At 60.6% G+C, this 20,593-nt stretch carries 19 protein-coding genes and 1 pseudogene; 9 read left to right on the top strand and 11 right to left on the bottom strand.

Annotated elements, in window-relative coordinates; translation table 11 throughout:
* Positions 1 to 28: 28 nt before the first annotated feature.
* The 7 genes and pseudogenes from JN524_RS09545 to coaBC all read right to left on the bottom strand — a co-directional run bounded on the left by JN524_RS09545 (position 29) and on the right by coaBC (position 5,706).
* Positions 29 to 412: a hypothetical protein gene (locus JN524_RS09545; RefSeq protein WP_202369196.1), complete on the bottom strand. Its 384-nt coding sequence runs from the start codon at positions 410 to 412 to the stop codon at positions 29 to 31.
* Positions 399 to 971, bottom strand: a complete 573-nt coding sequence (locus JN524_RS09540) for a hypothetical protein (protein WP_202369195.1) — start codon at positions 969 to 971, stop codon at positions 399 to 401. Before JN524_RS09540 ends, JN524_RS09545 begins: the two co-directional genes overlap by 14 nt.
* 16 nt (positions 972 to 987) lie before the next feature.
* On the bottom strand, positions 988 to 1,200 hold the full coding sequence (locus JN524_RS09535; RefSeq protein ID WP_202369194.1) for a hypothetical protein: 213 nt from the start codon (positions 1,198 to 1,200) through the stop codon (positions 988 to 990).
* 203 nt (positions 1,201 to 1,403) lie between these two features.
* Positions 1,404 to 2,309 carry an acetylglutamate kinase gene (gene argB, locus JN524_RS09530; protein WP_007962366.1) on the bottom strand — a complete coding sequence of 302 codons (906 nt, stop codon included), beginning with the start codon at positions 2,307 to 2,309 and terminating at the stop codon, positions 1,404 to 1,406.
* A gap of 17 nt (positions 2,310 to 2,326) precedes the next feature.
* Positions 2,327 to 3,703 (bottom strand): annotated as a pseudogene (locus tag JN524_RS09525) (phosphomannomutase/phosphoglucomutase); the annotation flags it as partial.
* Between the two features lie 333 nt (positions 3,704 to 4,036).
* On the bottom strand, positions 4,037 to 4,492 hold the full coding sequence (dut, locus tag JN524_RS09520; RefSeq protein ID WP_123585864.1) for a dUTP diphosphatase: 456 nt from the start codon (positions 4,490 to 4,492) through the stop codon (positions 4,037 to 4,039).
* 5 nt (positions 4,493 to 4,497) lie between these two features.
* Positions 4,498 to 5,706, bottom strand: a complete 1,209-nt coding sequence (gene coaBC / locus JN524_RS09515; protein WP_003229480.1) for a bifunctional phosphopantothenoylcysteine decarboxylase/phosphopantothenate--cysteine ligase CoaBC — start codon at positions 5,704 to 5,706, stop codon at positions 4,498 to 4,500.
* Between the two features lie 135 nt (positions 5,707 to 5,841).
* Between coaBC and radC the strand changes: the two genes are divergently transcribed.
* The gene (gene radC / locus JN524_RS09510) at positions 5,842 to 6,516 is read left to right on the top strand and encodes a RadC family protein (RefSeq protein WP_098966267.1); all 675 of its coding nucleotides are present in this window, start codon (positions 5,842 to 5,844) and stop codon (positions 6,514 to 6,516) included.
* Positions 6,517 to 6,628: 112 nt separating this feature from the next.
* Here radC and JN524_RS09505 read toward each other — a convergent pair whose 3' ends face one another.
* Entirely contained in the window at positions 6,629 to 8,215 is a 1,587-nt protein-coding gene (locus JN524_RS09505; RefSeq protein ID WP_202369192.1) for an ABC transporter substrate-binding protein, read from the bottom strand.
* 445 nt (positions 8,216 to 8,660) lie between these two features.
* Here JN524_RS09505 and rpmB point away from each other — a divergent pair, with 445 nt between their 5' ends.
* Together rpmB and rpmG are read left to right on the top strand one after the other, a co-directional pair.
* A complete protein-coding gene (gene rpmB, locus JN524_RS09500) occupies positions 8,661 to 8,894 on the top strand; it encodes a 50S ribosomal protein L28 (protein ID WP_003229474.1) in 234 nt (77 codons plus the stop codon).
* Between the two features lie 11 nt (positions 8,895 to 8,905).
* The gene (rpmG, locus tag JN524_RS09495) at positions 8,906 to 9,061 is read left to right on the top strand and encodes a 50S ribosomal protein L33 (RefSeq protein WP_003177274.1); all 156 of its coding nucleotides are present in this window, start codon (positions 8,906 to 8,908) and stop codon (positions 9,059 to 9,061) included.
* A 179-nt stretch (positions 9,062 to 9,240) separates the two neighbouring features.
* Here the strand turns inward: rpmG and JN524_RS09490 are convergent, their stop codons facing one another.
* Positions 9,241 to 9,603, bottom strand: a complete 363-nt coding sequence (locus JN524_RS09490) for a cupin domain-containing protein (RefSeq protein WP_202369191.1) — start codon at positions 9,601 to 9,603, stop codon at positions 9,241 to 9,243.
* Positions 9,604 to 9,837: 234 nt separating this feature from the next.
* Here JN524_RS09490 and JN524_RS09485 point away from each other — a divergent pair, with 234 nt between their 5' ends.
* Together JN524_RS09485 and JN524_RS09480 are read left to right on the top strand one after the other, a co-directional pair.
* Complete coding sequence (locus JN524_RS09485) at positions 9,838 to 11,331, top strand: aldehyde dehydrogenase (protein WP_047596781.1); 1,494 nt, start codon at positions 9,838 to 9,840, stop codon at positions 11,329 to 11,331.
* Positions 11,332 to 11,574: 243 nt separating this feature from the next.
* Positions 11,575 to 12,717, top strand: coding sequence for an MFS transporter (locus JN524_RS09480; RefSeq protein ID WP_202369190.1), 1,143 nt, complete (start codon positions 11,575 to 11,577; stop codon positions 12,715 to 12,717).
* Between the two features lie 87 nt (positions 12,718 to 12,804).
* Here the strand turns inward: JN524_RS09480 and JN524_RS09475 are convergent, their stop codons facing one another.
* Entirely contained in the window at positions 12,805 to 14,337 is a 1,533-nt protein-coding gene (locus JN524_RS09475) for a phospholipase D family protein (protein ID WP_202369349.1), read from the bottom strand.
* Between the two features lie 325 nt (positions 14,338 to 14,662).
* Between JN524_RS09475 and JN524_RS09470 the strand changes: the two genes are divergently transcribed.
* From JN524_RS09470 to JN524_RS09455, 4 genes are all read left to right on the top strand, one after another.
* On the top strand, positions 14,663 to 15,313 hold the full coding sequence (locus JN524_RS09470; RefSeq protein WP_202369189.1) for a DUF1120 domain-containing protein: 651 nt from the start codon (positions 14,663 to 14,665) through the stop codon (positions 15,311 to 15,313).
* A gap of 89 nt (positions 15,314 to 15,402) precedes the next feature.
* Positions 15,403 to 16,116 carry a fimbria/pilus chaperone family protein gene (locus tag JN524_RS09465; RefSeq protein ID WP_202369188.1) on the top strand — a complete coding sequence of 238 codons (714 nt, stop codon included), beginning with the start codon at positions 15,403 to 15,405 and terminating at the stop codon, positions 16,114 to 16,116.
* Positions 16,116 to 18,545 carry a fimbria/pilus outer membrane usher protein gene (locus JN524_RS09460; protein WP_202369187.1) on the top strand — a complete coding sequence of 810 codons (2,430 nt, stop codon included), beginning with the start codon at positions 16,116 to 16,118 and terminating at the stop codon, positions 18,543 to 18,545. Before JN524_RS09465 ends, JN524_RS09460 begins: the two co-directional genes overlap by 1 nt.
* Entirely contained in the window at positions 18,542 to 19,081 is a 540-nt protein-coding gene (locus tag JN524_RS09455) for a hypothetical protein (RefSeq protein WP_202369186.1), read from the top strand. Before JN524_RS09460 ends, JN524_RS09455 begins: the two co-directional genes overlap by 4 nt.
* Here JN524_RS09455 and JN524_RS09450 read toward each other — a convergent pair whose 3' ends face one another.
* Positions 19,082 to 20,500 (bottom strand): aminotransferase-like domain-containing protein, encoded by a 1,419-nt coding sequence (locus tag JN524_RS09450; protein WP_202369185.1) that lies wholly within the window; start codon positions 20,498 to 20,500, stop codon positions 19,082 to 19,084. It lies immediately after the preceding gene.
* Positions 20,501 to 20,593: the final 93 nt, after the last annotated feature.

The raw sequence follows: 20,593 nt of genomic DNA, 5'->3' as shown, positions 1-20,593 counted from the left end.
AGGCTGGACGGGGTCTTTTTGTTTGCAGTTAGTGCAGGTTTCGCCATTTTCCAAGCAATTTTAAAGTCAATCTTGCGTTAATCAGCGTAAAGGCCAGCAATGCCACCACCACCATTACATATAACGTGTGATCAACATCGAAGTCCCACAGCGCCAGTCTGCTGCTTTGAATAATGCGCACGGCGGCGGGCAGGTTGACGTAAAACAGCGCGGCAAAGGCGCACGTCAGCGGCAATGCACAGCCCAGCAACGTCCCTATGACCTTTTCCCTGCTGCGCTTTCTGGCCTGAAGACCTGACTGATATTCATCCTGCGCCATTGCTTCGGTCAGCTTCGGCCAGGCCAGGTTGAACAGAAAAGTGGTCAAGGTCAGCAGCAAGCCGCTGACCGCGACGATGTCACTGAACGGCATTGAGGCCCAGCGTTGCGCACAGCAAATCGTGAGAGTCTTCGCTGATCTCGAACTGCCCCGCGCTGCCTTTGCGTTTGGTGATGGGTTTGAAGGTTGGCTCATTCTGGGTGATCAGCATGTTCAGCTCATCACGAATCACGTCCGAGCTGATGACCACCAGATACACGGTTTGCGCATATTCAGCAGACGCCACGACCGCCCGCATGCTGTGCTGCAGGATGTCATCGAGCTGATTGCGAAAGCGCGACACGGTGTTTTTCAGCAGGGTTTTGCTTTGGCTTTGAGTCAGCTGGAAGATCGTCGAGATTTGCGATTCCGTCGGTAGAGTCTGTCCGAAGTAGCTTTGAATCAGGTACAGCAGGCGATCCTGCTTGGCTTCATCGGCCCGGCTGGGCATTCCGCCCTCGACCAGCATTTTCAGGTATTCGGTCAGGCTCGCTTTGGCGATGCGCTGCAGCGCATGAGCGATTTCCGCGTCGCCGATGCGCAAGGTTTTTTTGACCGGTTCCTTTTGTTCCTGCTCGAAAGCGTCCGCGTCGATATTGAAAGATATCTGCATGGCTCGTCTCCCTTGTTTATTTGGAAGATTGGCCCGGATACGGATCGGCAGCAGCGTCGCCCTGGGCCGTCAGGATGTTCCAGCCATTGAGCACGTGGGTGCTGGGTTTGTAGTCAGGGCAGGGCGGCAGTGAAGTTTTCGACTGATTGGAATACTCGCGTCCGCAGTCTGCACATTCATAGGTGCCTGCGGAAACATCGCTGCCGTACGGTACGCGGTCTTTTTGCATGGGGAAGATCTCCTGTGGGTTCAGGGAAGATCCTAGGGCGATTTGTTCTGAGGAGATGTCGGACGTTTCGCTGAGTGGAGTCAGACGCTTCTTGCAGGCATAAAAAAGATCGCAGACTTCATCAGCTCCTACAGAAATTTCATACACACGAAATTTGCTTTTGCAGGAGCTGCCGCAGGCTGCGATCTTTTGCGTTTCAGCGATCAGTGACGCTTGCGATTGCTGATCAGCGTGCCCACACCGGTGTCGGTGAAGATTTCCAGCAGAATCGCGTTCGGTACGCGGCCGTCGATGATCAGCGAGCTGCCAACACCGCCCTGAACCGCTTCCAGTGCGCAGCGGATCTTCGGCAGCATGCCGCCGTAAATGGTGCCGTCGGCGATCAGGTCGTCGACCTGCTGGGTGCTCAGACCGGTCAACACGGTGCCCGACTTGTCCATCAGGCCGGCGATGTTAGTCAGCAGCATCAGCTTCTCGGCTTTCAGCGCTTCGGCGACTTTACCGGCCACCAGGTCGGCGTTGATGTTGTACGACTCGCCGTTCTCACCCACGCCGATTGGCGCGATCACCGGGATGAAGTTGCCTTTGACCAGCAGGTTCAGCAGCTCGGTGTTGATCCCGACCACTTCGCCCACTTGACCGATGTCGATGATTTCCGGCTGCGTCATCTCCGGGGTCTGGCGGGTGACGGTCAGTTTCTTCGCACGAATCAGCCCTGCATCTTTACCGGTCAGGCCGATGGCGCTCCCGCCGTGACGGTTGATCAGGTTGACGATGCTTTTGTTGACCTGACCGCCGAGGACCATTTCCACCACGTCCATGGTCGCGGCGTCGGTGACGCGCATGCCATCGACGAAGTGGCTTTCGATCGACAGGCGCTTGAGCAGATCACCGATCTGCGGGCCGCCACCGTGAACCACCACCGGGTTGATGCCCACGGCTTTCATCAAAACGATGTCGCGGGCGAAGCCGGTTTTCAGCTCCTCGCTTTCCATCGCGTTGCCGCCGTATTTGATCACCAGGGTCTTGCCGACATAACGTCGGATGTAAGGCAACGCTTCGGACAGGACCTGGGCGGTGTGGGCGGCGGCTTCGCGTTCGAGGGTCATTCAGGGCTCCGGGTGAATCAGAACGGTAGTTGGAGATCAGGTGCAACGCGTTTCAGTTGGGCGTGGAACACAGCCTTGATACGCGCAAGTTCTGCCTCGTCATCGGCCTCGAAACGCAGCACCAGCACCGGTGTGGTGTTGGAGGCGCGCACCAGGCCCCAGCCTTTGGCGTAATCGACTCGCACGCCGTCGATGGTGGTCAGGTCGGCGCCTGGGCCCCACTGTGCGTCGTGCAGTGCATCAATGATGCTGAATTTGCTCTCTTCGGTCACATGGATATTGATTTCCGGCGTAGAAATATCGTTCGGGAAGGTCGCAAACAGCTCTTCGGCGGTGGATTTTTCCTTGCTGAGGATCTCCAGCAGCCGTGCGGCGCTGTAGATGCCATCGTCGAAACCGAACCAGCGCTCCTTGAAGAAGATGTGCCCGCTCATCTCACCGGCCAATAGAGCACCGGATTGTTTCATTTTCTTTTTGATCAACGAATGGCCAGTCTTCCACATTAGCGGGCGACCACCGTACTCCTTGATCAGTGGCACCAGGCGGCGGGTGCATTTTACGTCGAAGATGATTTCCGCGTCCGGGTTGCGCGCCACCACGTCGCGGGCGAATAGCATCAGCAGACGGTCGGGGTAGACGATGCTGCCGGTGTTGGTCACCACGCCGACGCGGTCGCCATCGCCGTCGAAGGCCAGGCCGATGTCGGCGTTGGTTTCCTTGACCTTGGCGATCAGGTCGACGAGGTTCTCGGGCTTGCCCGGATCCGGGTGATGGTTGGGGAAGTTGCCGTCGACGTCGCAGAACAGCGGAATGACTTCGCAGTTCAGCGCTTCGATCAGTTGCGGGGCAATCACGCCGGCCGCGCCGTTGCCGCAGTCGACCACGACTTTCAGGCGTCGGGCCAGTTTGACGTCCTTGACGATTTCGGTGGTGTAGCGGTCAAGGATTTCGACCTGGGTCACGCTGCCCTGACCGCTGGTCAGGTCATTGGTTTTGATGCGCTCGTGCAGCACCTGAATCTGTTCGTTGGCGAGGGTGTCGCCAGCGATCACGATCTTGAAACCGTTGTAGTTCGACGGGTTATGGCTGCCGGTGAGCATTACCCCGGATTTGCCGGCCAATATGTTCGCCGCGTAATACAGCGCAGGCGTCGGGACCAGGCCGACGTCGCTGACGTGACAGCCGCTTTCGGCGATACCGCGGATCAGTTCTGCAACCAGCTCCGGGCCGGACAGGCGGCCGTCGCGACCGACGGAAACGTTCGGTTCGCCTTGGGCCAGGCTCTGCGAGCCGATGGCGCGGCCGATCCAGTAGGCGGTTTCGGCATTGAGGAATTCCGGCACGGTGCCGCGAATGTCATAGGCGCGGAAGATGCTGTCAGGAAGCTTCGGGGCGATCTTGGCGGGGGTGCTCATCTGCACAAATGCTCCATCTCGAAAGTGGCGGGACACACCGACGATTCACTCGACGGCAGGCTCAAACTGAAGGGTATGACGGCGTTTTCCACAGAGAGTTCGTGGTGTGAAAGGGCCATGACGCCTCGGCTGGCGTGGCTTGTGGCCGGCAAAACCTTGATTTTCGGTGTTAAAACCTGCTGCTCGAATCGCACAACTTTTCCCTGTAGGAGCTGCCGAAGGCTGCGATCTTTTGATCTTGCTCTTGAAAAACAAAGTCAAAAGATCGCAGCCTTCGGCAGCTCCTACAGGAGGCGTTATCCGGTTATCCGGTTATTTAGTGCCGGTATGGCCAAAGCCACCCGCGCCGCGCTCGGTTTCGACGAACTCTTCAACCATTTCGAAATGCGCCTGCACCACCGGAACCAGCACCAGTTGCGCCAGACGCTCGCCGACGGTCATGGTGAAGTCGCTCTGACCACGGTTCCAGCAGGACACCATCAACGGGCCCTGATAATCCGAGTCGATCAGGCCAACGAGGTTGCCCAGCACGATGCCGTGTTTATGGCCCATGCCCGAGCGCGGCAGGATCAGCGCGGCGAGGTTCGGGTCGCCGATGTAGACCGACAGACCGGTTGGGATCAGCACGGTTTCACCCGGCTTGATCACGATGTCCTGTTCCAGCATGGCGCGCAGGTCGAGGCCGGCGGAGCCCGGGGTGGCGTATTGCGGCAGCGGGAATTCGCTACCGATGCGTGGGTCGAGGATCTTGGCTTGCAAAGCGTGCATGTGAATTAAACCTGGTTCAGACGTTCGGCGATAAAAGTGACCAGTTGGCGAGCGATCTTGCTCTTGCTGGTCTGGGCGAAAACAGTGGCGTGAAGCTCACGGTCGATCACGCTGCAGGCGTTTTCTTCGCTGTTGAAACCGATGCTCGGGTTGGCGACGTCGTTGGCGACGATCAGGTCGAGATTCTTGTCTTTCAGCTTGCGTGCAGCGTAGTCGAGCAAATGTTCGGTCTCGGCGGCGAAGCCGACACTGAACGGACGGTCGGGGCGGGTCGCGATGGTGGCCAGGATGTCCGGGTTGCGCACCATTTGCAGGACGAAGCCGTCGCCGCTTGTAGGGTCTTTCTTGAGTTTTTGCGGGGCAACCACTTCCGGACGGTAGTCCGCCACCGCTGCCGAGGCGATGAACACATCACACGGGATGGCCGATTCGCAGGCCGCGAGCATGTCGCGAGCACTGACCACATCGATGCGCGTGACGCGATCCGGCGTCGGCAGGTGCACCGGGCCGCTGATCAGGGTCACGCGGGCGCCGGCTTCCACCGCGGCTTCGGCCAGAGCGAAGCCCATTTTCCCGGAGCTGTGGTTGGTGATGTAGCGCACCGGGTCGATGTTTTCCTGAGTCGGGCCGGCGGTGATCACCACGTGCTTTCCGGTCAGTGCCTGACGCTGGAAGCAATCCGCCGCGCACTGCGCCAGATCGGTGGCTTCCATCATCCGGCCCATGCCGACGTCGCCGCAGGCCTGGCTGCCGGAGGCCGGGCCGAAGGTCTTCAGGCCACGGCTTTCAAGGAGTTGCAGGTTGGCCTGGGTCGCCGGGTCGCGCCACATGGCCTGGTTCATCGCCGGCGCGACCGCCACCACGGCGTCGGTAGCAAGAACCAAAGTGGTCAGCAAATCGTTGGCGATGCCTTGGGCCAGACGGGCGATCAAGTCGGCGGTGGCCGGGGCGATCAATACCAGGTCGGCCCACTTCGCCAGCTCGATGTGGCCCATGGCCGCTTCGGCGGCCGGGTCGAGCAAGTCGAGGTGAACCGGGTGCCCGGACAGGGCCTGCATGGTCAGCGGGGTGATGAATTCGGCGCCGCCATGGGTCATGACCACGCGCACTTCGGCGCCCTGGTCGATCAGGCGACGAACCAGATCGGCGCTCTTGTAGGCCGCAATGCCGCCGCCGACGCCCAGAACGATGCGTTTCCGATACAGCCGCTGCATAGGTCTGCCTTTCATTTCGTGGGTGACATACGTGGCGAAACCCCCTCCCCAGGGTGAATTCGCCCGCAAAAAAGATGGGCTACGATATCACAGCGACCGCTACGGAACAGCGGCGCCCACAGACAAGGAAGGTGTATGAGTATTCGCGATTGGCCAGCGGCGGAGCGGCCGCGGGAGAAGCTGCTTGAACAGGGATCGGGAAGCCTTTCCGATGCTGAATTGCTGGCGATTTTTCTTCGGACCGGGGTCACGGGAAAAAGCGCGGTGGATCTGGCGCGACACCTATTGACGCAATTCGGCAGCCTGCGCGCATTGCTGGAGGCCGATCTTGCGGCGTTCAGCGGACAGTTGGGATTGGGGCCTGCGAAATTCGCACAGTTGCAGGCGGTGCTGGAAATGGGGCGGCGGCATCTGGCCGAGCGCATGCGTAAAAAACCGGCGCTGGAGAATCCGCAGGCAGTGCGGGATTACTTGAAATCCATGTTGCGTCATGAGCCGCACGAGGTGTTTGGTTGTCTGTTTCTTGATTCCAAGCATCAGGTATTGACGTTCGAGGCGCTGTTTCGCGGCTCGATCGACAATACCAGTGTGCATCCCCGGGAAGTGGTGAAACGCTCATTGGCCAACAACGCGGCGGCGGTGATTCTCTGCCACAACCACCCGTCGGGGAACAGCGATCCGAGCCAGGCGGATCGGCAACTGACCAAGCGCTTGCAGAAGGCTTTGGATCTGATTGATGTGCGGGTGCTCGATCACTTCATCATTGGCGACGGCGAGCCGCTGTCGATGGCGGAGTGTGGCTGGATGTAGCCGGCCTACCCCCTGTAGGAGCTGCCGGAGGCTGCGATCTTTTGATTTTGTTTTTCAGATCAAAAGATCGCAGCCTCCGGCAGCTCCTACAGGGGGATTGTGCTGTGGTGGGTTATTTGAGGTTGACCTTGGAGTAGTCTTGGCGGCCAAACGGGCTCACCGAATAACCCTGCACATCCTTGCGCGTCAGCGCATAGGCAGTCGGGTGTGCCAGCGGCAACCACAGCGCCTGCTGCTGAATCTGCGCCTGTGCCTGTTCGTACAGCTTGGTGCGCACGCCCTGCTCGCTGGTGGTCTTGCCGGCGCTGATCAGTTTGTCCAGGTCGGCATTGCAGTAGCGGGCGAAGTTGGTGCCGGACTTGACCGCTGCGCAGGAAAACTGCGGCGTGAGGAAGTTGTCCGGGTCGCCGTTGTCGCCGGCCCAGCCCATGAACAGCAGGTCATGCTCGCCAGCCTTGGCGCGGCGGATCAGTTCGCCCCACTCGATCACGCGGATTTCCGCCTGAATGCCGATTTCCGCCAGATCCGATTGCAGCAATTGCGCGCCCAGACTCGGATTCGGGTTAAGCAGACTGCCGGACGGACGCGTCCAGATGGTGGTCTGGAAGCCGTCCTTGAGTCCGGCCTTGGCCAGCAACGCCTTGGCTTTGGCCGCGTCGTGCGGATAGCCCGGCAGGTTCTTCGCGTAGCTCCAGGTGTTCGGCGGGTAAGGGCCATTGGCGGGTTCGGCGGTGTCTTCGAATACGGCTTTGACGTAGTTGGCCTTGTCGAAAGCGAGGTTGATCGCCTGGCGCACTTCCGGCTTGTCCAGCGGTGGATGCTGGCTGTTGATGCCGACGAAAGCGGTCATGAACGCGTCAGTCTTTTCTACTTTCAGCGTCGGCTCTTCCTGCGCCGCCTTTACGTCCAGCGGTTTTGGCGACAGAGCGATCTGGCATTCGTTGCGCCGCAACTTTTGCAGGCGCACGTTGGCGTCCGGGGTGATGGCGAAGATCAGCGGATCGACCGCCGGCTTGCCGCCGAAGTAGTCCGGGTTGGCCTTGTAGCGCACCGAGGCGTCTTTCTGGAAGCGCGTGAACACAAACGGACCGGTGCCGATCGGCTGGCTGTTGAGCTTGTCGGTCGCATCGGCCTTGAGCAGCTTGTCCGCATATTCGGCGGAATAGATGGAGGCGAAACCCATGCTCAGGGTCGCGAGGAACGTCGAGTCCGGGTGGTCGAGGGTAAAGCGCACGGTCAGCGGGTCGAGCGCGTCGATCTTCTTGATCAGCGCCGGCAACTGCATGGATTGAGCGTGCGGGAAGCCGCTTTGCGCGACTTTGTGCCATGGGTTGGCCGGATCGAGCATGCGGTCGAAGCTGAATTTGACGTCTTCAGCGGTCAGGGTGCGAGTCGGTTTGAAATAGTCAGTGCTGTGAAACTTCACCTGCGGGTGCAGCTTGAACACATAAGTCAGGCCGTCGGTGCTGACTTCCCAGCTGTCGGCCAGGCTCGGCACGACTTTGCCGCTGGCGGTGTCGAAGTCGACCAGGCGGTTCATCAGCACGTCGGCCGAGGCATTGGTGGTGGTCAGCGAGTTGTATTGCACCACGTCGAACCCTTCAGGGCTGGCCTCGGTGCACACACTCAGGGCGGCAGCCTGGGCCAGGGGGCTCAGCAGAAGCGGGGCGAGCAACAGGGGTAGGGCAGCGAGGCGCATGGTCGGCTTCCTTTACAGATCGAAGGCCATCTGCAGGTGCAGTCTGGAAAAGGGTTACCCTAGAGGGCTGGATTGCAAATGACTATCCCCTTTTTGCATTTTTGGGCCAGCGCAGTGGCGTTTTTCAGACCACGGAGCACGAGGAAAAGTCGAAAACCTCGTTGAGAGCGGTTTTCTGCGACGAGTGGTCAAAACTCGCGTCAGCCTTTATCCAAAGCGTCTGCAGGCGGAAAATGCGCCTTTTTACCTGTCGATTGCACATCCATTGTTGTTGCACCCCGGTCTTTCTGGTATAAAGCAGCGCTCTTTTCTAGGGGCCCGGTTCCTTCACTGTAGGTGTAGCCGGTAAGACCTCTAAAGAAACGCGGCGCCTGGCGCCAAATGACTGAGAGATTAAGCGGCCAACCCATGCCGGGTTGGGCATGTGGTTTTAGAGGGCTGAGGCATGTCGAGAGTATGTCAAGTTACCGGTAAGGGTCCGGTAACCGGGAATAACATTTCCCACGCAAACAACAAAACCCGTCGTCGTTTCCTGCCGAACCTGCAGCATCACCGCTTCTGGGTTGAAGAAGAGAAACGTTTTGTGCGTCTGCGCGTATCTGCCAAAGGCATGCGCATCATCGACAAGCGTGGCATCAGTGTCGTGCTCGCCGAACTTCGCCGCGATGGCAAGATTTAAGGGAGCTAATCATGCGTGAATTGATTCGTTTGATCTCGAGCGCCGGTACTGGTCACTTCTACACTACCGACAAGAACAAGCGTACTACTCCGGACAAAATCGAGATCAAGAAATATGATCCGGTTGTTCGTAAGCACGTGATCTACAAGGAAGGCAAAATCAAGTAATTGATTTTTCCCGACTTACGAAAAAGGCCCGTATCGTGAGATGCGGGCCTTTTTTGTTGCCTTGAGTTTTGTGCTGACTGTTGCGACGCTTTCGCGAGCAGGCTCGCTCCCACAAAGGAATGCGGTCGAATGTGGGAGCGAGCCTGCTCGCGAAGGGGCCGGTAATATCGGCGAAAGACTCAAACCTTCTGTTCAAAGATCACATAGATCTTGCGGCAAGCCTCCAGCACCTCCCAAGTGCCACGGAAACCGGCCGGGATCACAAAGCGGTCGCCAACACGCAAGGTCTTGGCATTGCCATCGCTGTCACGCAGCACCGAAACTCCTTGCAGTATTTCGCAGTATTCATGCTCGGTGTAGTTCACCGTCCATTGCCCGACCGCGCCTTCCCACACGCCGACATTCATTTGCCCACAAGGGCTGTCGTACTGGTTGAACACCGCCTGCTCGGGATCGCCCTTGAGCACTTTGGCCGGGTCCGGGCGATAGCGTTCGGCTTCGCTGCTGGTCAGGCTGATATCGACGACGTTCTGGATGTTCATTGTTGTTTTCTCCCGTGATGACGGCGCGGTGGCTTGAAAGGGCCAAAGTCTATGTTTATTAAAATGAACACCGCAAGGGCGTATGGCGCGCTTATGTCAAATATATTGAAACAACCCCGGTCGCTGGTTTAGGGTGGCGGGTGCCTTGGGCCGAAAAGCAGGCTGGCCGGGCAGCATTCCTGAAGACGACCGCGAAGAACGCGGCGCTCTATTCAACAAGAGGAGGACACTCGAATGACCACCCTGACTCGTGCCGACTGGGAACAACGTGCTCGCGACCTGAAGATCGAAGGCCGCGCCTACCTCAACGGTGAATACACCGACGCCGTCTCCGGCGAGACTTTCGAGTGCATCAGCCCGGTCGATGGCCGTCTGCTGGGCAAGATCGCCAGCTGTGACGCCGCCGACGCCCAGCGCGCCGTGGAAAATGCCCGCGCCACCTTCAATTCCGGCGTCTGGTCGCGCCTGGCGCCGACCAAACGCAAAGCCACCATGATTCGATTCGCCAGCCTGCTCAAGCAGCACGCTGAAGAACTGGCACTGCTCGAAACCCTCGACATGGGCAAGCCGATCAGCGATTCGCTGTACATCGATGTCCCGGGCGCGGCGCAAGCGCTGAGCTGGAGCGGTGAGGCGATCGACAAGATCTACGACGAAGTCGCCGCCACTCCGCACGATCAACTGGGTCTGGTGACCCGCGAGCCGGTCGGCGTGGTCGGTGCCATCGTGCCGTGGAACTTCCCGCTGATGATGGCCTGCTGGAAACTCGGCCCGGCGCTGTCGACCGGTAACTCGGTGATCCTCAAGCCGTCGGAAAAATCCCCGCTGACCGCCATCCGCATCGCTGCGCTGGCCGTTGAGGCCGGCATTCCGAAAGGCGTGCTCAACGTGCTGCCGGGCTACGGCCACACCGTCGGCAAGGCGCTGGCCCTGCACAATGATGTCGACACGCTGGTGTTCACCGGTTCGACCAAGATCGCCAAGCAGTTGATGATCTATTCCGGCGAATCGAACATGAAGCGCGTGTGGCTGGAAGCCGGCGGCAAGAGCCCGAACATCGTCTTCGCCGATGCGCCGGATCTGCAAGCCGCTGCCGAATCTGCCGCAAGTGCCATCGCCTTCAACCAGGGCGAAGTCTGTACCGCCGGTTCGCGTCTGCTGGTCGAGCGTTCGATCAAGGACAAATTCCTGCCGATGGTGATCGAGGCGCTGAAAGCCTGGAAGCCGGGCAATCCGCTGGATCCGGCGACCAACGTCGGCGCGCTGGTTGATACCCAGCAGATGAACACCGTGCTGTCGTACATCGAATCCGGTCACACCGACGGCGCCAAACTGGTGGCCGGCGGCAAGCGCATCCTTCAGGAAACCGGTGGCACTTACGTCGAGCCGACGATTTTCGACGGCGTGAGCAACGCGATGAAGATCGCCCAGGAAGAGATCTTCGGCCCGGTGCTGTCGGTCATCGCCTTCGACACCGCCGAAGAAGCGATCCAGATCGCCAACGACACGCCGTACGGCCTGGCCGCTGCGGTATGGACTCAGGACATTTCCAAGGCACACCTGACTGCCAAAGCGCTGCGCGCCGGCAGCGTGTGGGTCAACCAGTACGACGGCGGCGATATGACTGCACCGTTCGGCGGCTTCAAGCAGTCGGGCAACGGTCGCGACAAGTCGCTGCACGCGTTCGACAAGTACACCGAGCTGAAGGCGACGTGGATCAAGCTGTAAGCCATTGAAGGGAGCCTGACTCGGTCAGGCGCCCGAACATACAGAGATCCCCTGTGGGAGCAAGTCTCTGTGGTGAGGGGATTTATCCCCGATCGGCTGCGAGGCAGTCGCAAAACCAATGCATGCGAGGGTGCAGGTTTTGAGGTCGCCGCGCGGCCTGTCGGGGATGAATCCCCTCCCACAGGGTTTGCTCCCACATTTGGTTTTGTGGTGCATATAAGAATATCCACAGGAGCGTGGACCATGCGTTGGGCGACGTATTTCGCCGTGTTGGCGTCTGTCTTGAGTGTCGGCCTGGCCCTGGGGGTCAGCATGCCGCTGGTGTCGTTGCGTCTGGAGGGCTGGGGTTACGGTTCTTTTGCCATCGGCGTGATGGCGGCGATGCCGGCAATTGGCGTGTTGCTGGGGGCGAAGATCTCCAGTCATCTGGCGGCACGTTTCGGCACGGCGAACCTCATGCGCCTGTGCCTGTGGGCCGGGGCATTGTCGATCGGCTTGCTCGCGCTGTTGCCGAGTTATCCGGTCTGGCTGGTGCTGCGCCTGATGATCGGGGTGATCCTGACCATTGTATTCATCCTCGGCGAGAGCTGGATCAATCAACTGGTCGTCGAACACTGGCGCGGTCGTCTCGTCGCTCTGTATGGCAGCAGCTATGCGCTGAGCCAACTGTCTGGCCCGCTGTTGCTGGGCGCGCTTGGCACTGAGCACGATTATGGTTTCTGGGTCGGTGTCGGGCTGCTGACGGTCTCACCTTTGCTGTTGATGGGCCGCAGCGGTGCGCCGAGCAGTGAAGCCAGCAGCGTGACGTTCAGCGATCTGTGGGGGTTTGCCCGTGAGCTGCCGGCGATTGCCTGGGCGGTGTCATTGTTCGCCGCGTTCGAGGCGATGATCCTTACGCTGTTGCCGGTGTATTGCCTGCAACAGGGCTTCACCGCCGAGATTGCGTTGGCGATGGTCAGCACGGTGGTGGTCGGCGACGCACTGTTGCAACTGCCGATCGGCGCGCTGGCGGATTACCTGTCGCGGCGCACGTTGTTCGCCGGTTGCGCAGTGATCCTGATGCTGTCGAGCCTGGCGATTCCGCTGTTGATCGACACGCTGCTGATCTGGCCGTTGTGGGTGTTGTTCGGCGCCAGTGCCGGTGGCCTGTTCACCTTGTCACTGATCCTGATCGGCGAGCGTTATCGCGACGATGCGCTGGTGCGCGCCAACGCGCACATCGCGCAGCTGTGGGGTGTCGGTTGCCTGATCGGGCCTTTGCTGGCGGGGGCGGGCAGTCAGTGGATCAGCGGGCATGCGTTGCCGTTGTTGATGGCGGCGGGGGCGTTTGGATTGGTGATTCTGCTGATGCGCCAAGGTGCATTCGGGGCGGTGCAAACGGCTTAAGGTCAAAAGATCGCAGCCTGCGGCAGCTCCTACACTGGAATGCGATTTCCCTGTAGGAGCTGCCGCAGGCTGCGATCTTTTGCTTTTTTAAAGCATCCGTTCGAGGCCGACGCTGGTGCTGAACCACGCATTGAAGCGCCGCCACCAGCTCCCGGGTTCCTGGGTCAGCGTGTGCATCTGACCATTATCCTCGGTCACCCAGACAATCTTGCCATCCTGCAGTTTCGCCTGATAGCTCAGGGCCGGCGCCATGCCTTGCAGGGCCAGTTCGCGCACGTGTTCGGCCAGTTCCGGGCTGTCCACCAGAACCCCGACTTCGGTGTTCCACAGCACTGAGCGCGGATCGAAGTTGAACGAGCCGATGAATGCTTTCTGCCGATCAAAAATCATCGCCTTGCTGTGCAGGCTGGAATCCGAACCACGGAAAGACTTGCTGTAGAACAGATGTGGGCCGCTGCCATAGTTATCCCCAGGCTGACGGCGCAGCTCATACAGTTTCACCCCGTGTTCCAGCAACGCCTTGCGATACGGCGCATAACCTCCGTGCACCGCCGGCACATCGGTGGCTTCCAGCGAGTTGGTCAGCAGGCTCACCGAGACCCCGGCGTCGGCGCGCCCGGTCAGGTACACCAGCCCCGGCTGACCGGGCACGAAGTACGCCGAGATCATGATCAGCTCTTTGCTGACGCCGCGCAGTTCCGGCGCCAGTTGCGTGGTCAGCAGCAGTTGCGGGTCCGGCTCGTCCTTGGCCAGCACCTTGCTCGGCGCGTCCCATAGTGCCTGATTCCAGGCCCAGATCAGTTCCTTGCGCCAGATATCCATACGCGGCGCGGTTTTGAACGTCATCAGTTGTTGATACAACGCGTGGTTCTGTTTGCGGGTTTCCTCCAGCGATTCTTCGAGGCGCGTGCGGGTGTTCTGCAGGTCTTTGGCGCTTGGTTTACTGGAGAGGAATTCGTCGATCGGCTTGCTCAGCGCGCTGTTCCAGTACTGGTCGAAACTGTGCCCGAGCTGCTCGGCCACCGGGCCGACGCTGAGCATGTCGATGTCGGTGAAATTCAGGTTCGGCTCGGCATCGAAATATTCGTCGCCCAGATTGCGCCCGCCGACGATGGCCACGCTGTTGTCCGCCAGGAAAAGCTTGTTGTGCATGCGCCGGTGTTGCAGCGACAGGTTGAACAGGCGTCCGGCGGCGCGGGTCACGCCGGTGCTGCGGCCCAGGTGCAGCGGATTGAACAGGCGGATCTGGATCTTTGGATGCGCCGCCAGCGTGGCGATGATCGTGTCGAGGCCGTCGCTGGTGGTGTCGTCGAGCAGGATGCGTACGCGCACGCCACGGTCGGCGGCCTTGAGCAGTTCCTCCACCAGCATCCGCGTGCTGACGCCGTCATGGACGATGTAGTACTGCAAGTCGAGGCTGGTTTGTGCATTGCGAATCAGCTCGGCGCGAGCGGTGAACGCCTCGGTGCTGTTGGACAGCAAGCGGAAGCCGGAACGCCCCTGATAGGGAGCGGACTGAGCCTGGATCGAGCGGCCGAATGCGCCGACGGCCGGCAACGCCTGGCTGGGTTCGCGTGGCACATCGAGGTTTGCGCAACCACTGGCCAACGAACACAACATACAGACAGCGAGCAATTTTTTTCCGGGTCGCACGTTGCTTTCTCGGCTGGAGGCTGGGGGGCGGAGTATGGCATGCAGAGGATTTCCAGGGCCGCTTACAAGCGGACCCTCGCCACACTGGGTAAACAATTAGTCGTTCGAAAGTAGGAATGAGTTCGCATGTTGTTTTGGACTATTTGCTTTGTCGTTTTTTCTGCTGTTGATTGGTGCCTATTCCTACATACGGAGCCTACAAAAAACGAAATCATCGCCCCGGCGTTCACGGCTCGTGAAAGCGATGCACTGAACAACTGCCATTTATAAACAGCCGAACAGGTAGGGACTGATGAAAAAAACAACATGGATGGCGGCCGTTGCGGCTGCAGTGATACCCACGCTAGCCGTCGCCGAAAGCGTGGACCTGAGCGTGATCGGAACCATTATTCCGACTTCGTGCATCCCCGCATTTGCCGGTGGCGGCACAGTAGATTTGCGCAAGATATCGGCAGCCACACTCAACAAGACCACGCAGACGCTGCTGCCGACTCACGATATTTCGCTGCACATCAATTGCGATGCGCCGGCACCCGTTGAGGTATCGGTCAGAGACAATCGCGGGGCAACCAAACTGCCGGGTATCAGCGATGGGGCTGGCAACAGCGATGCGGCCTTGTTCTACGGCCTGGGTGAAATCAACGGGATCCGTATCGGTGGCTTCGCTCTGCGCCATGGTCGTCCGGAAGCCGACGGCGTCCAGCAGACCCTGATGACCCGAACCCTGGCGGCGCCGGCCTGGCAACTGCCTTCCTCGCCGTTGGTGAGCAATGCCCCGGCGCTGTACTCCTGGGGTACGGGCGTGGCCGCGGGTCCGGTCGCCGCGCGTCATCACGGGTTTCCGATGAGCCTGTTGCCGATCATCGGCCCGAGCAACGCGCTGCCGATAACCAGCGAGATTCCGCTCGATGGCTCGGTGACCTTCGATATGTACTACCTCTGATCGTCAGAACCCGGCCATTGCCGGGTTCTTTCTCGCTCATTCGGCGCGCCCTTTGAAGGGGCGTTGCAACTCCCAGCGGAACAATACCGATGCCGATTTCGATCTGTCGCCCTGTCTTCAGGGCGCTGCCACTGTGCCTGCTCGCCCTGATTTTGATGTCTGTCGCCCACGCTGCGGGCATGGTGCCGCAAACCCCGGTGCTGGTGGTGGATGAGGGAGTGGGTGAAGCAACCATGAACGTACGAAATACCGAAACGCGTCCGGCCCTGTTGTACACCACAGTCGAAAATATCGAGCCGCGTGATCAATCGCTGCTGGTGTTCACCCCGCCGATTGCCCGTGTCGAGGCCGGGGCAGTGCAGCAGGTGCGGTTCATTTTGCAGAACGCCGAACCGTTGCAGACCGAGCGTCTGAAGCGGGTGATCTTTGAGGGGATAAATCCGGTGTCAGGCGCGGACGGCGCTCGGGTCAATCTGGGGGTGCGGCAAAATCTGCCAGTGATTCTGCGGCCCGCCGGCCTGCCGGTCGAGCGCGAGCCATGGAAGCACCTGAGCTGGTCGGCCACGGTTGAAGGCTTGGTGGTCAGTAACTCCAGCCCCTACGTAGTGCGCCTGGCCAAAGCGATTGTTCCGCAGCCTGGCGTGCAGGTGGTGGACCTGCCGCGTACCTGGATCCTGCCTGGGGAGCGCCTGTCTGTCGGGTTGCCGTTGAGCTCGACGGTGCGGACCATGGCGGTACGGATTTTTCCGGCCACCACCTATGGCTTTGCGGTCGATCACTTTGATGCCCCGGTAACGCACTGATGCTCAGGTGTGCCCGTCAGGGACTGGCACTGCTGGTGGCAAATGCGGTGGGTAAGGCGATGGCCGGCGAAGTGGTGGAGTTCGATGCGCAAATGCTGCGCGAACGCGGACTCGACCCCGCACTGGCTGCGTATTTCCGCGAGGCGCCGCGTTTTTCCCAGGGCACATGGCTGGTCGCGCTTGAGGTCAATGGGCAGCCCAGGGGGCGGGTGTTTGTGACATTCGATGCGCAGGGCGAGCCGTGCCTGCAACCGGCCTTGCTCAAGGCAGCCGGGGTGCGCTCGCAAGCGAATGCGGTGTCTGCGCAGCGGCAGCAGTGCCTGACGCTGCGCGAGGGCCTGCCGGCGGCAACCGTTGCACTGCATCCTGGCAAGGAACAGATCGACTTGCTGGTGCCGACCGATCTGCTGGCGTTACCGCAATTACAATCGCGCAGCTTCGCCAATGGCGGTGTGGGCGGCGTGTTCAACTACGATGCGTTGGTCATGGGCAGCCAGTATAAAGGGCAGCGTAGCGACTTTCGCAGTGTGGGTTCGGAGATTGGCTTGAATGCCGGCAGCTGGGTTTTACGCAGTCGCCAGTCCTATACGCAATTGCCTGACAGCACACGCTTCGAGCATCTGTATGCCTATGGCACGCGCACTCTGGAAGCTTACGAAGCCAACGTACAAATTGGCCAGTTGAACTTGCAGTCGCCGTTGTTCGCCGGCGAATCGTTCAACGGTGTGCAGATTCTGCCGGAAGGTGCGTTCGCGCAAATGCGCGCGGCACAGGAGGGCGCACGTGGCGAGGTCGAGGGCATCGCCTGGTCGCCATCACGAATCGAAGTCCGGCAGAACGGCGTGCTGATCTACACCACGCTGGTTCCCGGTGGGCCGTTTACCTTGCGCGCGCTGCCGTTGTTGAGCAATCAGCTCGACCTTGAGGTCAGCGTGCACGAGCAGGAGGGGCAGGTGCGGCGTTTTCGTGTTCCCGCAGCCAGTCTTCAGGACTCGCAATTCGAACGGGCAGACGGCTTCAATCTGGCGCTGGGCACTGTGCGACGCCAGGGTTCGGATGATCGTCAGGCGCCGTCATTCGCCACCCTTGGCCGGGAATGGAGTCTGTCGCGAGCGTTGCGCGTGAGCGGCGGGATCCTCGGTGGTGCGGACTATCTGTCGGCAGGCTGGGGGCTGCAGCGTCAATGGCCGGGCGATATAACCAGCGGTGTACGCCAGGTGTTGTCCAGCGACCGGGATGCAGGCATTGCAGGGCATCAGTTGCAAATGACGGTCAGTGCCGTGCTGTCGCCGAACCTGTCCGCCAGCGTGGTTGCCGTGCGCCGTGGTCAGGGTTTTCGCACCCTGTCGGACACGGGATGGAACCAGCAGCGGGGACGCGCCGAAGCCTCCGGGCGCGAGCACTGGACGTTTGCCCTCAACGGCTCTGTCGAGCGCTGGGGGGCATTCGGCATGACCTGGTCGCGCTACACCAGCGTGGACGAGCCGCCCAACATGCGTCTGGGATTGTCGTGGTCGCAGACGCTACCCGCGCGGATCAGCCTGTCGTTGAGTCTTGAGCGGGGCGTCGGCGATGCCGATGTGTATCGCCGGGGCACCTCGGCTTATCTGACGGTCGGGATGCCATTGGGTGAGCAGCGCAGGGCCCGTAGCTATCTGCGCAGCGATCCGCGATCCGGGGTGCGCAGTGGCGTGTCGATGAGTGAAGTGCTCAGTGAAACCCTGGCCTATAGCGCCAGCGCCGAACACCGTGAAGCCGCGGCGCCATCCCTGGGTTTGCGAGTCAACGCATTGGCGCCTTACACCCATGTGGATCTGGGACTGAACCAGCGAGCCGGGGCAAGCGAATTCGACCTGGGGCTGCGCGGCGGCATGGCGCTGCATCGCGACGGTGTCACGCTGTCGCCGTATCCACTGCGAGAGACGTTTGCCGTGCTCAAGGCCGGGGATCGAGCGGGTCTGAAGCTGTACACGCCGCAAGGTCCGGTGTGGACGGACGATTCAGGCCGGGCAGTTGCGGCGAGTCTGCCGCCCTATGCGACGGCCAGGCTGGAGGTCGACCCGTTGAGCCTGCCGCGCAATGTGGAGGTGCTCTACGGTTATCAGGAAGTGGAGGCCGGGCGCGGCTCGGTTCAGCATCTGGATTTCTCCATTACCCGCGTGCGGCGTGTGCTGTTGAAGGCATGGACGCTTGATCGGCAATGGCTGCCCAGTGGCCTCGCAGTACAGGATGAGCACGGCGCATACGTGACCACGGTGCTTGAGGCCGGGACGATCTTTCTACCGGACATCAAACCCGGGCAGTTGCTGCGGGTGCAACTGTCAGATAGCGCGCACTGCGACCTGCAATTCAATCTGGCTGAATCGCCGGACGAGCAAGCATTGATCGAGCCCGTCGACGCGCTCTGTCAGCCTTTGAACCTTACATGACCGAGTTATTGCGCATGCATCGATGGATTGTCCTGATCACGCTGGCATCGTTGGCGTCAACCTCGGTCATGGCCAGCGAGGCCTGTCAGATGACACTCTCACCGAGCGCTGTGGACTATGGCGTTACGACGCGGGCGGAGCTGCTCGCCCGGCCATCGGGCAATGACGGCAGTTTTGGTGTGCGCACGGTTCATCTACGGATTCAATGTCCGGCTGCGCGCGCGATCAGGTGGTCCTTTGCTGCCCCGAGCAGCGATGCGCTGCATTACCGCTGGGCACCGGGACGGTTGCAAATACGCATTGTGGCGGCGCGTCTGGATGGCGCGCCGGTGCAATGGCGGCGCGATGAGAGCGACGTGGGCGCGGCAGGTCTCTTGCAGCCTGGCGATCGCATCACCGCATGGCGCGCAGGCAGTATCGCCGCCGGTCGTCATCTGGAAGTGGAGCTGGAAATCGAGGCTCGCGTCAGTGATGCCTCAAGCCGCGTCGCTGACCTTCAGCGGTTTGAGGGGTACGGCACCTTTCAGCTCGAATGATCAGGCTTCAGCCAGCAGTTTGATCGCTGCTGCGCCGACCTTGCGCACCGCTTCTTCGATCTGCGGTGTCGGTTTGGCCGCGTAATTCATCCGCAGACAATTGCGGTACTTGCCCGAGGCGGAAAAGATACTGCCGACGGCAATCTGTACGCCCTGATCGTGCAGCGCGCGGTTGAGTTTCAGCGTATCGAAACCTTCCGGCAATTCCACCCAGAGCATGAAGCTGCCTTGCGGACGACTGGCGCGGGTGCCGGCCGGGAAGTGGCGGGTGACCCAGTCGATCATGACGTCGCGATTGCGCTGATATTGAGTGCGCATCCGCCGCAAGTGCGGTTCGAAGTAGCCACCCTTGAGAAATTCGGCAATGGCAATTTGTGGCTGTGGCGCAGTGGAACCGGTGCTGATGTATTTCATGTGCAGCACCCGTTCCAGATACCGTCCCGGCGCGACCCAACCGATGCGCAGCCCCGGCGCCAGGGTCTTGGAAAACGAGCTGCACAGCAATACGCGGCCATCTTCGTCGAAGGATTTGATCGTGCGCGGACGCGGGTAGGTGTAGGCCAGTTCGCCATACACATCGTCCTCGATGATCGCCACATCGTAGCGTTGCGCGAGGTTGAGCAGGGCGCGTTTGCGCGACTCCGGCATGATGTAGCCGAGCGGGTTGTTGCAGTTGGGGGTGATCTGGATGACCTTGATCGGCCACTGCTCCAGCGCCAGTTCCAGCGCTTCGAGGCTGATGCCGGTGAGCGGATCGGTGGGGATTTCCAGGGCTTTCATGCCCAGGCCTTTGAGCGTCTGCATGGCGCCGTGAAAGCTTGGCGAATCCACCGCGACGATGTCGCCCGGCTCGCAGATCGCGTGGATACTGGTGGACAGCGCTTCGTGGCAACCGGTGGTAATCACCAAGTCGCTGGCGCTCAACTGGCAGCCGGAATCGAGCATCAGCCGGGCGATCTGTTCGCGCAGTTCGAGGGTGCCGTGGATGTTGTCGTAATACAGGCCGGGCATGTCTTGGCGGCGGCTGATTCGCGCCAGTCCGCGCAGCAGCGGTTTCAGGGTGGGCGTGGTCACGTCGGGCATGCCGCGACCCAGTTGCACCACGTCCTTGCGCGGCACCGCGCGAATCAGCTCCAGCACCTGATCCCACTGGGAAATCTCCACCGGCCGCTGCGCCGGACGCCCGACCGCAGGCAGCTCCGGCAGCTCGCGGCCCACCGGCACGAAGTAGCCGGACTTGGGCTTCGGTGTCGCCAGGCCGCTGTCTTCGAGCATGCGATAGGCCTGTTGCACCGTGCTCAGGCTGACCCCGTGTTCTACGCTCAAGGCGCGCACCGAAGGCAGGCGATCGCCAGGACGGTAGAAGCCTTGTTCGATGCGGGTGCCGAGCAGCTCGGCGAGGTTCACATACAGGGTCATGGCACTGCCTCGATGGAGGTGATTCGTTAAACCAGTACAGATGCAGCAAAAATCGGTAATTCAGTCTCAGGAATGGCAAATCTGTATGGAGTT

Source organism: Pseudomonas sp. MWU318, assembly GCF_016756945.1.
Lineage (GTDB): Bacteria > Pseudomonadota > Gammaproteobacteria > Pseudomonadales > Pseudomonadaceae > Aquipseudomonas > Aquipseudomonas putida_A.
Note: the sequence above shows the minus strand (reverse complement) of the source record. Positions and strands in the feature narration are given on the sequence as shown.